Below are 13,473 nucleotides of genomic sequence, written 5' to 3' on the forward strand. Positions count from 1 at the left end.
CGGTGCGAGCGCGGTAGGTTCGATCCCCACACCAGACGGGGAGGTCGGGTGGCTGAGGTCGAGGTGCTCGACGCGGCGGTGCTCGCGCTGCTGGGCTCCGCCCCGAACCCGGTCGTCGCGATGACCCCGGACGGGACCGTCGGGTTCGCCAACGACCGGGCCCTCGCCGCGTTCGGCTACGAGGCCGGCGACCTGCTGGGGCGTCCGGTCGAGGTGCTGGTGCCGCCCGAGCTCACGGCCGCCCACGTGCGGCTGCGGTCGGCGTACGCCGCGGCGCCGGAGGTGCGGACCGCCGCCGACGGCCGCGAGCTGTTCGCCCGGCGCCGCGACGGGACCCAGTTCCCCACCGAGATCACGCTGATGCCGCTGGAGACGCCCGCGGGCACCTGGGTGGTCGCGACCATCCGGGACCTGACCTCGCGGGCCGAGGCCGCGCAGCGGCTGCGCGACTCCAACCGTGCCTACCTCACCCTGGCGCGGACCAACCAGGCGATCGTCCGCGCACCCGACGAGGCGGCGCTCTACCGCGAGGTATGCCGGATCGCGGTCGTCCAGGGCGGCTACCTGGGCTCCTGGGTCGGCGTCGCCGACGGGGAGCGCGTGCGCCGGGTCGCCAGCGCCGGCGCGCTGGAGGACTACTTCTCCGCCCTCGACATCGTGCTGGACCCGGAGGACGCCCGAGGGCGCGGGCCGACCGCGGTGGCCCTGCGCGAGGGGGTGCCCTGCTTCAGCTCCGACTTCCGCGCCGACGCCGCCACCGGGCCCTGGCACGAGCTGGCCGCCCCGTTCGGGATCGCGGCCTCGGCGACGATGCCGCTGCGGTGCGGCGGCCGGGTCGTGGCGGTGCTGAACCTCTACTCCCAGCGCTCCCACGTCTTCGACGACCAGATGCGCGAGCTCCTGCTGGCGATGGGGGAGAACGTCTCGTTCGCCCTCGACGGCTTCGACTCCGCCCGTCAGCTGGCCGAGGTGGCGCGCGAGCGTCGCCTGCTGGCCGAGCGGCTGGTCGCCGCCCAGGAGGAGGAGCGCGACCGGATCGCCGCCGACCTGCACGACGAGTCGGTCCAGGTGCTCGCCGCCCTCGACCTGCGCCTTGGTCTGCTGGCCCGGCACCTGGAGGAGCAGGCCCCGGACCTCGTGCCCGACGTCGACCAGGCCCGGGTCGACGTGGTCGCGGTGGGGCTGCAGCTGCGCCACCTGCTCTTCGAGCTGGAGACGCCCGCAGCGGGGCAGACCCCCGAGCAGATGGTGCGCGACGTGGCCGCCCACGTGCTCGACCGTGCCGGCGTGCACTGGGACGTCGAGCTGCGCACCGGCTCGTCCGCGGGACCCGAGGGGCTCGTGATGTCGCCGACGGTGCTGCACCAAGCCGTGCGGATCGTCAAGGAGTCCCTGACCAACGTCCGCAAGCACGCCGACGCGGCCCACGTGAGGATCGAGCTGGCGCCGACGCGGACGGGCCTGGGGGTGACCGTGCACGACGACGGTCGGGGCTTCGAGCCCTCCTCGGCGTCCGAGCCGGGCCACCGCGGGCTGAAGAACCTCGCGGACCGGGCGGCGGTGGTCGGGGGCTGGCTGCGGGTCGAGCCGGCCGACCCCGGGACGGTCGTGCGCTTCTGGGTGCCGACGCACGTGGGCGCCGCGACGTGACCTGACAGGTCGAGGTGTGCCCCAGGCCAGAGTCGAACTGGCGACCTTTCGCTTAGGAGGCGGCTGCTCTATCCACTGAGCTACTGGGGCGTGCGGAGGTCATCCTGGCAGGCGGCGGCGACGAAGTCAGGTCCTGGTCAGCGCCTGCGTGTCATGATGGCGTCGCCCTCTGTGCACCTGTTCACGACGGGCCGCCACGTAGATCGACGATCGAGGGTCCCTTGTCCGACGAAGAGCCGCGCCACAAAGACGTCCACCGACGTCGCCGACGGATCCTACGTCGGATCGGGATCGGCCTCGCGGTCCTGGTCGTGCTGGCGACCTCCGGCGTCGTCGTGGCCTACAACAAGCTCCAGGGCAACATCCACGGCGTCGACATCACCAAGGCGATCGGCACCGACCGCCCGACCGAGGCCCCGGCCGCGGGGCCGACCCGACCCCTGAACGTCCTGGTGCTCGGCTCGGACGACCGCAAGGGCACCAACATCGGCGGCACGACCCCGGGTCTGTCGGACACCACGATGCTCCTGCACCTCTCCGCCGACCGCTCCCGGGCGTACGGCGTGAGCATCCCGCGCGACCTGATGGTCCAACGCCCCGCGTGCCAGGCGAAGTACGGCGGGAAGATGCTGCCCCCGGCGCTGACCCAGTTCAACGACGCCTTCGCGGTGGGCGGGCCGGCCTGCACGATCAAGACGGTCGAGAAGATCACCCAGGTGCGCATCGACCACTTCGTGGTGATCAACTTCGCCGGCTTCAAGGACATGGTCGACGCCGTCGACGGGGTCACCGTGTGCGTGCCCCAGCAGGTCGACGACAACGTCGGTCACATCCACCTGCCGGCGGGCACCTACAAGGTCACCGGCGAGCAGGCCCTGGACTACGTCCGCGTCCGTCACGGCATCGGCGCCCCCACGGGCGACATCGGCCGGATGAAGCGCCAGCAGGCGTTCATCTCCGCGATGATCGCCAAGGTGGTCTCGCGGGGCACCCTGACCAACCCGGTGCGCCTCTACCGCTTCCTCGACGCCGCCACGAGCTCGCTGACCACCGACCAGGCCTTCGCCAACCTCAAGGCCCTGGCCTCGCTGGGCACCTCGCTCAAGGACATCGGGCTGGACCGGATCCAGTTCGTCACGGTCCCCAACGAGCCCTACGTGCCCGACCCCAACCGGCTCCAGCTCGCGGCCGGGGCCGACGCCCTGTGGCGCCGGATCCGCAACGACCGGCCCCTGGGGCCGCTCGCGGTGGACGCGGTCAGCCCGACGGCCAAGCCCGGCAAGCCTGGCTCGACCCCGTCGGCGTCATCCTCGCCCTCGGCCAGCCCCTCCGCCGCCCCCACCGCGGAGCAGGTCGCGGCCAAGGCCAGGGCCGAGGCGGCCCGCAAGGAGGCCCTGCGCGAGGCCGGTCTCTGCACCTAGTCGGTGCGCCCAGCGGCTCCCGTCGGGACCCGCCCGCCACGCCCCCGACTTGCCGTGACCGTTTCGTTATCGCAGGATGACGCCCGTGAGGCTTGTCCTGTCAGGTGGCACCGGCGCGCTCGGTCGAGCCTGCCTGGACGCCCTGCGAGACGCCGACCACGAGGTGGTGGCGCTGGTGCGCTCCCCGCGGGGCGCCGAGCTGATGGCCGAGCACGGGGTCGCCTCCGTGCCCGGTGACGTCCTCGACCTGGACTCGCTGGTCGCGGCCTTCGCCGGGGCCGACGCGGTCCTCAACCTGGCCACGGGCATGCCGGTGGGTCGCACGGCCCGCCGCCGCGCCAGCTGGCGGGCCCACGACCGGCTGCGCACGACCGGGGTGGCCCACGTCGCCGAGGCGGCTCGCCGGGCCGGCGTACGCCGTGTGGTGCAGGAGAGCGTGAGCACGCTCTACGCCGCCGGGGACGAGCACTGGCTCACCGAGCAGAGCCCGGTCGAGATCACCGCCTGCACCGAGCCGGCGGCGGTGGGGGAGTCCGAGGTCCTCGCCTACGCCGACAGCTCGCACACCGGGGTGGTGCTGCGCCTGGGCACGGTCCTAGGCGACGACCCCCGCACCCGGTGGTGCCTGCGCGCGATCGCTCGCGGCTACCGCGTCGGGCTGGGACGACCCGAGGACTGGCTGCACGTGCTGCACTCCGAGGACGTCGGCAGCGCCGTCGTCGCGGCCCTGCACGCGCCGAGCGGGGTCTTCAACGTCGGGGCCGAGCCGGTGCGGCGCCAAGTCGTGCTCGACGCCCTGGCCGAGGCGGCCGGGTCCGACCACGTGGGCTACGCCGGCCCGGTCGCCCGGTGGCGGATGGGGCCCCGGTTCGACGCCGGCGCGCGCTCGCTGCGGGTCGGCTCGGACCACTTCGCCGCCCAGACCGGGTGGCGCCCGCGGCACCCCGACTTCGACCGCTCGTGGTTCGACGCGGCCGCGGCCGACCGGCAGCTGCAGGACGCGCCCCGGTGAGCCCGGAGGCGGACCCCGACGCAGGACCCGGCACCGAGCGGGAGCAGGCGGCGCGTCGGCGTCGCCTCGCGGAGGTGTTCGGGGACGTGCTCCCCGAGCAGACCCGCGACGACGCCGGTGACCCCGCCGACCGCGGGGTCACCGACAGCAACGAGGACTGGCTGCGGCGCCAGGTGCCCCCGCACCACGGCTGAGCGGACCGGGAGCGGACGCTCAGTAGCGCGGGGGGACCTCGCCACCGGCGTACCCGGCCTGGCCACCGGTGCCACCCTGCTGGGCACGCAGCAGGTCGCGGATCTCCTCGAGCAGGGCCACGTCGGCGGGGACGCCGGTCTCTTCGGCGGGGAAGAAACGGTCCTTCGCGGCGGTGTAGGGCTTGACGATGAGGAAGTAGACCACCGCGGAGATGATCAGGAACGAGACCACGGCGGTGACCCAGACGCCGAACGGCAGGCCGCCGGGCTTCCAGAGGCTGAAGTCGGGCTGGCCGCCGATCTTGCCGATCAGGCCCATGATCAGGCCGACGGTCGCGGTGACCACGGTGGCGAACGCGGCCGCCATGATGAAGGCGACGGCGAGCTCGACGAGGTTCCCGCGGAGGATGAAGTTCTTGAATCCGGTCATCAGCGCCACTCCTGTGCTAGGGCGCCGACCCGTTTCGAGCGCCGTTGGGCCTCGAGGCTAGCGGCTCCAGACGGGGATGAGAAACGCCGTCGCGGCGCGTGCCGCCACCTCCGCGGCCTGGGCGGACGGCACCGCGACGACCACCAGCCGGCCCGGTGAGCCCGAAGCCGACAGGTCGCGGTCGAGGGCCGGCACGGCCACCACGGGAACGTGCTCGACCAGGGTGGAGGGACCCGTGCGGCCGTCGGGGTCGGCGACCACGAAGCTGACCCGGTCGCCCACCCGGAGCAGCCCCGCCGACGCCGCGTCGGTGACGCGGAGGGGGACTGCGGCGCTGCCGGGGTAGCCGGCGAGCAGGCCCGCGCCCAGCAGCCGGGCGCTCGTGACCGCCTCCCCGCGCCCCACCGGGGTGGCCAGGGGCCGTCCCAGGACCTGGCGCGGGTCCCGCACCGCCCCGGCCGGCACCGCGTCCGGCGGGTAGTCGACGGGACCCAGGTCCGAGCGGCTCAGGACGGTCCCGGAGGGCAGGTCCCTCGTCGCGGCCCACAGCCGGGTGGTGGGCGGTGGCGGCGGCGAGACCGCCTGGAGGCCGAGCAGGACCGCGGCCCCGACGCTGAGGGCCGCCAGCAGGCGGCGGTGGAGCAGCAGGCGCCGGCGCAGGCGCCCCAGTCGGCGCAGCGGGGTGCGCAGGGCGACGGGCAGAGTCATGGCGCGAGAACCTAGGCGGTGCGCCCGGTTCCCGCTGCCGTCGTCCACAGGGCCCTGGAGGGCCGGCGCCCGGAGAGGGTCAGGATCCGGCGGCCGAGGACCCGGAGGAGCTGCTGGAGCTGCCCTTGCTGCTGGAGCCGCCCGAGCCCGCGGGGCTGCTCGACCCGGTGCTGCCGGAGCTGGAGGTGCCGCCGGTGGAGGAGTCCTGGGAGCCGGAGGTCTTCTCGGTGGAGCCCGACTTCTCCGAGGAGCCGGAGGACCCGGACGTGCTGGACGAGCCGGCGCCGGACGCGGACTTCGCGGCCTCACGGCTGTCGTTGCGGTAGAAGCCGGAGCCCTTGAAGACCACGCCGACGGCGTTGAAGACCTTGCGCAGCCGGCCCTCGCACACGGGGCAGACCGTCAGGGAGTCCTCGGAGAAGCTCTGCTGGATCTCGAAGAAGTGACCGCACTCGGTGCAGGAGTACTGGTAGGTCGGCACAGGGACATTCCTCCGGAAGGGGACACAGGGGTGACACGCTGAGGGGTTGGCACTCGTCGCTGTCGACTGCCAATGCTACGGCACAATGCCACCCGTGACCTTTCCCCGACCCCTCGCCGACTGGCCCGGGTGGGTGCGCGTGAGCAGCTACGTGGCCCTCCTGGTGGCCGGCGCCCTCGTGGCGACGCTGATCGGGGGTGCGGTCGCCGTACGCCGTCCGCTGCCGCAGACCACCGGCACCCTGCACCTCGCCGGGCTGGCCGGACGGGTGGAGGTGGCCCGCGACGCCCACGGCGTGCCGCAGGTCTACGCCGACACCAGCGCCGACCTCTTCTTCGCCCAGGGCTTCGTGCAGGCCCAGGACCGGTTCTTCGAGATGGACTTCCGCCGCCACGTCACGGCCGGGCGCCTGAGCGAGATGCTGGGCAAGGCGACCGTCGAGACCGACATGTACATCCGCACGATGGGGTGGCGGCGCGTGGCCGCGCAGGAGTACGACCTGCTCTCGCCGTCCTCCCGTGCCTACCTCGCCGCCTACAGCGCCGGCGTCAACGCCTACCTCAAGGGCAAGAAGGCGACCAGCATCTCCGCGGAGTACACCGTGCTCGCGCTGGGCGGGCTGGACTACCAGCCGGAGAAGTGGTCGCCGATCGACTCGCTGGCCTGGCTCAAGGCGATGGCGTGGGACCTGCGCGGCAACATGGACGACGAGGTCGCGCGCAGCCGCCTGGCCGTCGACCGCACGCCCGCGCAGGTCGAGGAGCTCTACCCCCGCTACCCCTACGCCCAGCACGCGCCGATCGTCCCCACGGGCACGACGCCGGGCGCGGCCGCGCGTCCCGCCCCGGCGTACTCCCGCGGGCAGGCCCAGGCGCTCGAGGCCGTGCGCCGCGGGGTCGACGCGATCCCGGACCTGATGGGCCGCGGCACCGGGATCGGCTCGAACAGCTGGGTGGTCTCGGGGAAGCACACCGTCTCGGGCAAGCCGCTGCTGGCCAACGACCCGCACCTGTCGACCTCGCTGCCGGGGGTCTGGTACCAGATGGGCCTGCACTGCACCCGCGTCGACGACTCCTGCCCGTTCGACGTCTCGGGCTTCACCTTCTCCGGCGTCCCGGGCGTGGTCATCGGCCACAACCGGCACGTGGCCTGGGGGTTCACCAACCTCAACCCCGACGTGACCGACCTCTACCTGGAGAAGATCACCGGCCAGAGCTACCTCTACGACGGGAAGCAGGTGCCGTTGGAGGAGCGCGACGAGGTGATCCGCGTCGCCGGCAGCGGGTCCCGGCTGATCACGGTGCGCTCCACCCGGCACGGCCCCCTGCTCTCCGACGTCTCGGCCGAGCTCTCCAGCGTCGGTGCGAACGCGCCGGCCCCGAGCCGCTCGCCCGACCGCGGCAACGGCTACGCGGTGGCGCTCGCGTGGACGGCACTGACCCCGCGGCCGACCGCCGACGCGATCTTCGGCTTCGACACCGCCACCGACTGGACGTCCTTCCGCGCCGCGGCCCGGTCGTTCGCCGTGCCGAGCCAGAACCTGGTCTACGCCGACACCGAGGGTCACATCGGCTACCAGGCGCCGGGCGCGGTCCCGATCCGCAAGGGCGGCCGCAGCGGCGACTACCCCGCCGCGGGGTGGCTGCCGGCCGACGACTGGTCGGGCCGCTACGTGCCCTTCGACCGGCTCCCGAGTGTCCTCGACCCGGCCGAGGGGTTCGTCGTCACCGCCAACCAGGCGGTCACCGGGCCCGACTACCCCTACCGGCTCACCGCGTACCCCGACCAGGGCTACCGCAGCCAGCGCATCCGGACCCTGCTGACCGACCGCCTCGCTCGGGGCGGCAAGGTCGACGCGGCCGACCTGACCCGGATCCAGGACGACACCCGCAACCCGATGGCGCCCGTCCTGGTGCCCTACCTGCTGCGCGAGCTGATGACCTCGGAGTACTACGCCGACGGGCAGCGCCTGCTGGTCGGGTGGGACTTCTCCCAGCCCGCCGACTCGGCCGCCGCGGCGTACTTCAACGTGGTCTGGCGCCAGGTCCTCAAGCTCACCTTCCACGACCAGCTGCCGAGCCAGCTGTGGCCCGACGGCGGGTCGCGCTGGATGAGCGTCGTGGCCGGCCTGCTGCGCCAGCCGCGCAGCCAGTGGTGGGACGACACCTCCACCCCGGACGTCGTGGAGGACCGCGACACGATCCTGGCCGAGGCGATGCGTCGGGCGCGCGACGAGCTGACCCGTCGCGAGTCGGTCTCGGCCCGTCGGTGGACCTGGGGCCACCTGCACCAGCTCCACCTGGAGAGGCCGACGGTGGGGCAGAGCGACATCGGGCTGGTCCGGGCGCTGTTCAACCGCGGCCCGTTCGAGGTCGGCGGCGGCAGCGCCGCGGTCGACGCGGCCAGCTGGAACGCCGCCGACGGGTACGACGTCACCACGGCGCCCTCGATGCGGATGGTCGTCGACCTCGCCGACCTGGACCGGTCGCGCTGGGTCACCCTGACCGGCGCCTCGGGCCACCTGGCCTCACCGCACTACCGCGACCAGACCGACCTGTGGGCCCGGGGGGAGACGCTCCCGTGGGCGTTCTCGCGCGCGGCCGTCACGGCCTCGACGCAGGACCGCCTGGTGCTGGAGCCGGCAGGCGGGTGAGGCCCAGCTCGGTGACCACCGCGGTCACCGGGCGGTCGTGGTCCTGGGTCGGCACCCGGTCCAGGACCTCCTCGGCGTTGAGCACCACCACGACCGGCGTGCCCACGGGCACCCGTCCCAGCGCCCGGTCGTAGGAGCCGCCGCCGCGCCCGAGCCGCATCCCGTCACGGGCCACGGCCAGGCCCGGCACGACGACGACATCGGCGGTCGCCACGGCCTCGGCCCCGAGCGGTTCGCCGGTGGGCTCCAGGAGGCCGCGCCGCGCGGTGCGCAGCGAGGCCGGCCCGTCGTAGGTGGTCCAGTCGAGGTCGTCGTCGGGCTGGAGCAGCGGCAGGATGACCCGCTTGCCGGCGGCGCGCAGGCCCTCGAGCAGGGGACCGGTGCCGGGCTCGGAGTGGACCGAGACGTACGCCGCGACGGTGGCCGCGCGGCGTACGTCGGGGTCGGCGAGCAGGTGCTCGGCCACCGCGCGGGCCCGCTCCCCGATCTCGGCCAGGCCGCGCTGGCGTCGCGCGGCGAGCAGCTGGTCGCGCAGGGCGAGCTTGGCGGTCCCCGTGTAGTCCGGCACGCCGGAAGCCTACGATCGGTCCCATGAAGTCGAAGGGGCTCAAGCAGGCGCGCGAGAAGATGGAGCGGGCGGGGGTCGACCCGGTCGCGGTCGAGGTGTTCTCGCACTACTACCGCCAGATCGAGCACGGCGAGACCGGCATGATCACCGAGGACACCATCGAGCCCGTCGACATCGAGTCGATCGCCGACGTCGAGGTCAGCGACGAGCAGGCCTCGCAGGCCATCGGCGCCACGGTCGTGATCAAGCTCAACGGCGGGCTGGGCACCTCGATGGGCATGGCCCGGGCCAAGTCGCTGCTGTGCGTGCGGCGCGGTCTGTCCTTCCTCGACGTGATCGCCCGCCAGGTCCTGCACCTGCGCCGCGAGCACGGCGCCACGCTGCCGCTGATCTTCATGAACTCCTTCCGCACCTCCGCCGACACCCGGGCCGCGCTGGCCCGCTACGGCGACCTCGCGGTCGACGGGCTGCCGATCGAGTTCCTGCAGAACAAGGAGCCCAAGCTGCGGGCCGACGACCTCACCCCGGTGAGCTGGCCGCGCGAGCCCGACCTGGAGTGGTGCCCGCCCGGCCACGGCGACCTCTACACCGCCCTGATGGGCACCGGTCTGCTGGACACCCTGATCGAGGCCGGCTACCGCTACGCCTTCGTCTCCAACTCCGACAACCTCGGTGCCGTCCCCGACGCCCGCGTGGCCGGCTGGTTCGCCCGCTCGGGCGCCCCCTTCGCGATCGAGGCCGTACGCCGTACGCCCTCGGACCGCAAGGGCGGCCACTTCGCCCGCCGCAAGGCCGACGGCCGGATCGTGCTGCGCGAGACCGCGCAGACCACCGACGCGGACAAGGAGGCGCTGGCCGACCTCGACAAGCACCGGTTCTGCTCGACCAACAACCTGTGGTTCGACCTGGAGCGGATGCGCGCCGAGATCAAGCGTCGCGACGGCGTCCTGGGCCTGCCGATGATCCGCAACGAGAAGACCGTCGACCCCGGCGACCCCTCCAGCCCGAAGGTGATCCAGATCGAGACCGCGATGGGCGCCGCGATCGAGGTCTTCGACGACTCGCAGCTGATCGAGGTCGACCGCAGCCGCTTCGTGCCGGTCAAGACGACCAACGACCTGCTCGTGCTGCGCTCGGACGCCTACGAGCTCGGCGGGGACTTCGTGCTGGACCAGGCGGCCGCCGAGCTGCCCTTCGTCGACCTCGACGGCGACCACTACAAGGTCGTGGAGAAGTTCGACCAGCACTTCCCGGCCGGCGTGCCGTCGCTGAAGGACGCGGAGTCGCTCGTCGTCAACGGGGACTGGACCTTCGGGTCGGGGGTGCGGGTCGTCGGGGCCGCTCGCCTGGACGGCGCCCGCGGCCGCGTGGAGGCCGGGACGGTGCTCGGAGAGGGCGGCACGCCAGCATAGGGTCGCCCTCATGACCGGCTCCCACCACGACCACGACCGGCCCGTCGGCGTCGCGGACCACCTCGAGCGCATCCTCGCCGCGATCTCGCCGATGGAGGCCTTCGAGCACCCGCTCCTGGACGCGATCGGGCTGCCCGTGGCGCGCGACGTCCACGCGGGGCTCTCGCTGCCCGGCTTCGACAACTCCAGCATGGACGGCTACGCGGTCTCGTTCCGCGACGTCGCCGACGCCGCCGCCGACCGCCCGATCCACCTGCCCGTGATCGGCGAGATCGCCGCCGGCACCACCTCGATCCACGAGATGACCCCCGGCACCGCGGTGCGGATCATGACCGGCGCGCCGATCCCGGCCGGGTGCACCGCCGTCGTGCCCTTCGAGTGGACCGAGGAGGAGGGCCGCGAGGTCCGCATCCGCCAGGCCCCCACCGAGGGCCAGCACATCCGCCGCGCCGGCGAGGAGGTCCGCGAGGGCGACCTGCTCATGCGCGCCGGCGAGGTCGTCGGCACCCGCGACGTCGGCCTGCTCGCCGCGCTCGGGCTGGGCCGGGTGCCCACGGTGCCGCGGCCGCGCGTGGTCGTGATGTCGACCGGCTCGGAGCTGGTCGAGCCCGGTCGGGCGCTGGGTCGCGGCGACGCCATCTACGACTCCAACAGCTACCTGCTCGCCGCGGCCGTGCGCGCCCACGGGGGCATCGCCTACCGGGTGCGGGCCAGCTCCGACGACCCGGCGTCCTTCTCCGACGCCCTGGCCGACCAGCTGGTGCGGGCCGACCTGGTGGTGACCAGCGGCGGGGTCAGCAAGGGCACCCACGACGTGGTCAAGGAGGTCCTCGCCGGGCTCGGCACCGTGGACTTCGTCGAGGTGGCGATGCAGCCCGGCAAGCCGCAGGGCTTCGGGTTCGTCGGGGAGGACCGCACCCCGATCTTCACGCTCCCGGGCAACCCGGTCTCGGCGTACGTCTCCTTCGAGGTGTTCGTCGTGCCCGCGCTCTACCGGCTGATGGGGCGCGGCGAGGTGCAGCGCACCCTGACCACCGCCACGCTCACCGAGGCCGTGCGCTCGATGGACGGGCGCCAGCAGATGCTGCGGGCCCGGGTCGAGCTCGGCGCCGGCGGCCTGCGGGCCACTCCCGTCGGGGGTGCCGGGTCGCACCTGATCGCCGGCCTGGCGCAGGCCGACGCGCTGATCGTGCTCGGCGAGGACGTCACCAGCGCCGACCGCGGCGACGTCGTCCCCGTGCTCCTGCTCGACCGGCCGACCGCATGAGCACCGGCGACCGCCTCACCCACGTCGACGAGACCGGGGCCGCCCGGATGGTCGAGGTGTCGGGCAAGGCGGTCACCGCCCGCTCGGCGACCGCCACCGGCACCGTGCTGGTCTCGCCCGCCGTCGTGGCCCTGCTGCGCGGCGAGGGCGTGCCCAAGGGCGACGCCCTCGGCGTGGCCCGGGTGGCCGGCATCATGGCGGCCAAGCGCACCCCCGACCTGGTGCCGCTGTGCCACCCGCTCGCGATCACCGGGGTCACCGTCGACCTCGACGTCGCCGACCACGGGGTCGACATCACCGCCACCGTGCGCACCAGCGACCGGACCGGGGTGGAGATGGAGGCCCTCACCGCCGTCTCCGTCGCCGCCCTCACCGTCGTGGACATGGTCAAGGCGGTCGACAAGGCCGCGGTGATCACCGACGTGCGGGTCGAGGAGAAGACCGGCGGCAAGAGCGGCACCTACCGGCGCACCGACACCGCCGGCACCACGGACGGCGCCGCCGTGGACCGTCGGACGGGGGAGTCGGCATGAGCGAGCAGCCCGCCGACTCCTCGGTCATGTGCGCCGCGGTGGTGGTGGCCTCCAACCGGGCCGCCGCCGGGGTGTACGACGACACGACCGGGCCGCTGATCGTCGAGGCCCTGCGCGCCGACGGCTGGGTGGTCGGCGACCCCGTCGTACGCCCTGACGGCGCGCCGGTCGGGCAGGCCATCCGGGCCGCCGTCGAGGACGGCGCCCGCGTCGTGCTGACCACCGGGGGCACCGGTCTCACCCCCACCGACCGCACCCCCGAGGTCACCCGGGCGCTGCTCGACCGCGAGGTCCCCGGCATCGCCGAGGCCATCCGCGCCCACGGCCTGGCCCAGGGGGTCCCGACCGCGCTGCTCTCGCGCGGCGTGGCCGGCACGGTCGGACGCGCGCTGGTGGTCAACCTCCCCGGCTCCCGCGGCGGGGTCAAGGACGGCCTCGCCGTGGTGCTGCCGCTGCTGCGCCACGCCGCGGAGCAGATCGTCGGGAGCGACCACTGAGCCCGGGCTGGCCGGTGGTGCTGAACTCCGAGGGGGTGCGGCTGCGGCCCATCTCCCAGGACGACCGGCACGTGTGGCGCCGCGTGCGCCAGAACAACGCCAGCTGGCTGCGTCGCTGGGACGCGACCGCGCCCTCGACCTCGCAGGCGCGCCCGCGCAGCTTCGCCTCGATGGTGCGCCAGATGCGGCGCGAGGCCCGCGCGGGACGGCAGCTGCCGTTCGTGATCGAGTACGAGAAGCGCTTCGTGGGTCAGCTCACCATCAGCAACGTCGTGCGCGGGTCGGCGCAATTCGCCTCCGTGGGCTACTGGATCGACGAGGCGTACGCCGGTCGCGGCATCACCACCCGCGCGGTCGCGATGGCCGCCGACCACTGCTTCGGTCCCGTCGGGCTGCACCGGCTCGAGGTGGCGATCCGGCCCGAGAACGCCGCGTCCCTGAGGGTGGTGGAGAAGCTCGGGATCTCCGAGGTCGGCTACGCCCCTCGCTTCCTGCACATCGACGGCGCCTGGCGCGACCACCGGCTGTTCGCGATCACGGCCGAGGACGCCCCCGGAGGACTGCTCCCGAGGCTCGACACGCCCGGCGACCACCCGATTTCACACCCGTCACACCAGTGATCTCGCGACACACCGCCGCGCCTGTCA

General features: G+C 73.8%; 14 protein-coding genes and 1 tRNA gene. 10 read left to right on the top strand and 5 right to left on the bottom strand.

The features are described from left to right. Nucleotides 1-48: 48 nt before the first annotated feature. Nucleotides 49-1,650, top strand: a complete 1,602-nt coding sequence (locus tag ACYVDA_RS03540) for a sensor histidine kinase (protein WP_460815121.1) — start codon at nucleotides 49-51, stop codon at nucleotides 1,648-1,650. 17 nt (nucleotides 1,651-1,667) lie between these two features. Here the strand turns inward: ACYVDA_RS03540 and ACYVDA_RS03545 are convergent. Beyond that, nucleotides 1,668-1,740: transfer RNA gene (locus ACYVDA_RS03545), tRNA-Arg, on the bottom strand. A gap of 131 nt (nucleotides 1,741-1,871) precedes the next feature. Here ACYVDA_RS03545 and ACYVDA_RS03550 point away from each other — a divergent pair. The 3 genes from ACYVDA_RS03550 to ACYVDA_RS03560 all read left to right on the top strand — a co-directional run bounded on the left by ACYVDA_RS03550 (nucleotide 1,872) and on the right by ACYVDA_RS03560 (nucleotide 4,277). Further along, entirely contained in the window at nucleotides 1,872-3,071 is a 1,200-nt protein-coding gene (locus tag ACYVDA_RS03550; protein ID WP_460815122.1) for an LCP family protein, read from the top strand. 85 nt (nucleotides 3,072-3,156) lie between these two features. Next, nucleotides 3,157-4,083, top strand: coding sequence for an NAD-dependent epimerase/dehydratase family protein (locus ACYVDA_RS03555; protein ID WP_460815123.1), 927 nt, complete (start codon nucleotides 3,157-3,159; stop codon nucleotides 4,081-4,083). Next, a complete protein-coding gene (locus tag ACYVDA_RS03560) occupies nucleotides 4,080-4,277 on the top strand; it encodes a hypothetical protein (protein ID WP_460815124.1) in 198 nt (65 codons plus the stop codon). The genes ACYVDA_RS03555 and ACYVDA_RS03560 overlap by 4 nt, the downstream gene beginning before the upstream one ends. A gap of 19 nt (nucleotides 4,278-4,296) precedes the next feature. Here ACYVDA_RS03560 and ACYVDA_RS03565 read toward each other — a convergent pair whose 3' ends face one another. From ACYVDA_RS03565 to ACYVDA_RS03575, 3 genes are all read right to left on the bottom strand, one after another. Further along, a complete protein-coding gene (locus ACYVDA_RS03565; protein WP_460815125.1) occupies nucleotides 4,297-4,707 on the bottom strand; it encodes an MscL family protein in 411 nt (136 codons plus the stop codon). 57 nt (nucleotides 4,708-4,764) lie between these two features. After that, entirely contained in the window at nucleotides 4,765-5,415 is a 651-nt protein-coding gene (gene cpaB / locus ACYVDA_RS03570) for a Flp pilus assembly protein CpaB (RefSeq protein WP_460815126.1), read from the bottom strand. Nucleotides 5,416-5,494: 79 nt separating this feature from the next. After that, the gene (locus ACYVDA_RS03575) at nucleotides 5,495-5,896 is read right to left on the bottom strand and encodes an FmdB family zinc ribbon protein (RefSeq protein ID WP_460815127.1); all 402 of its coding nucleotides are present in this window, start codon (nucleotides 5,894-5,896) and stop codon (nucleotides 5,495-5,497) included. Nucleotides 5,897-5,990: 94 nt separating this feature from the next. Here ACYVDA_RS03575 and ACYVDA_RS03580 point away from each other — a divergent pair, with 94 nt between their 5' ends. Next, nucleotides 5,991-8,549: a penicillin acylase family protein gene (locus ACYVDA_RS03580; protein WP_460815128.1), complete on the top strand. Its 2,559-nt coding sequence runs from the start codon at nucleotides 5,991-5,993 to the stop codon at nucleotides 8,547-8,549. On the opposite strand, the gene ACYVDA_RS03585 is transcribed toward ACYVDA_RS03580, so the two are convergent. After that, on the bottom strand, nucleotides 8,500-9,117 hold the full coding sequence (locus ACYVDA_RS03585; protein ID WP_460815129.1) for a 5-formyltetrahydrofolate cyclo-ligase: 618 nt from the start codon (nucleotides 9,115-9,117) through the stop codon (nucleotides 8,500-8,502). The two genes, ACYVDA_RS03580 and ACYVDA_RS03585, sit on opposite strands and share 50 nt — an antisense overlap. Before the next feature lie 23 nt (nucleotides 9,118-9,140). Here ACYVDA_RS03585 and ACYVDA_RS03590 point away from each other — a divergent pair, with 23 nt between their 5' ends. From ACYVDA_RS03590 to ACYVDA_RS03610, 5 genes are read left to right on the top strand one after another with little or no spacing between them, the layout of a single operon-like run. Beyond that, complete coding sequence (locus tag ACYVDA_RS03590) at nucleotides 9,141-10,529, top strand: UTP--glucose-1-phosphate uridylyltransferase (protein ID WP_460815130.1); 1,389 nt, start codon at nucleotides 9,141-9,143, stop codon at nucleotides 10,527-10,529. 10 nt (nucleotides 10,530-10,539) lie between these two features. Then, nucleotides 10,540-11,796: a molybdotransferase-like divisome protein Glp gene (gene glp / locus ACYVDA_RS03595; protein WP_460815131.1), complete on the top strand. Its 1,257-nt coding sequence runs from the start codon at nucleotides 10,540-10,542 to the stop codon at nucleotides 11,794-11,796. After that, a complete protein-coding gene (moaC, locus tag ACYVDA_RS03600) occupies nucleotides 11,793-12,329 on the top strand; it encodes a cyclic pyranopterin monophosphate synthase MoaC (RefSeq protein WP_460815132.1) in 537 nt (178 codons plus the stop codon). Before glp ends, moaC begins: the two co-directional genes overlap by 4 nt. After that, nucleotides 12,326-12,826, top strand: a complete 501-nt coding sequence (locus ACYVDA_RS03605; protein ID WP_460815133.1) for a MogA/MoaB family molybdenum cofactor biosynthesis protein — start codon at nucleotides 12,326-12,328, stop codon at nucleotides 12,824-12,826. Before moaC ends, ACYVDA_RS03605 begins: the two co-directional genes overlap by 4 nt. 17 nt (nucleotides 12,827-12,843) lie before the next feature. Further along, nucleotides 12,844-13,446: a GNAT family N-acetyltransferase gene (locus ACYVDA_RS03610; protein ID WP_460815134.1), complete on the top strand. Its 603-nt coding sequence runs from the start codon at nucleotides 12,844-12,846 to the stop codon at nucleotides 13,444-13,446. Nucleotides 13,447-13,473: the final 27 nt, after the last annotated feature.

The sequence above is a fragment of the Nocardioides korecus genome, from assembly GCF_054778395.1.

Bases quoted from the DNA above. Each gene is read 5' to 3' on its own strand.
- cpaB (WP_460815126.1), bottom strand. From the start codon at position 5,415: ATGACTCTGCCCGTCGCCCTGCGCACCCCGCTGCGCCGACTGGGGCGC.
- moaC (WP_460815132.1), top strand. From the start codon at position 11,793: ATGAGCACCGGCGACCGCCTCACCCACGTCGACGAGACCGGGGCCGCC.
- glp (WP_460815131.1), top strand. From the start codon at position 10,540: ATGACCGGCTCCCACCACGACCACGACCGGCCCGTCGGCGTCGCGGAC.
- ACYVDA_RS03565 (WP_460815125.1), bottom strand. From the start codon at position 4,707: ATGACCGGATTCAAGAACTTCATCCTCCGCGGGAACCTCGTCGAGCTC.
- ACYVDA_RS03605 (WP_460815133.1), top strand. From the start codon at position 12,326: ATGAGCGAGCAGCCCGCCGACTCCTCGGTCATGTGCGCCGCGGTGGTG.
- ACYVDA_RS03590 (WP_460815130.1), top strand. From the start codon at position 9,141: ATGAAGTCGAAGGGGCTCAAGCAGGCGCGCGAGAAGATGGAGCGGGCG.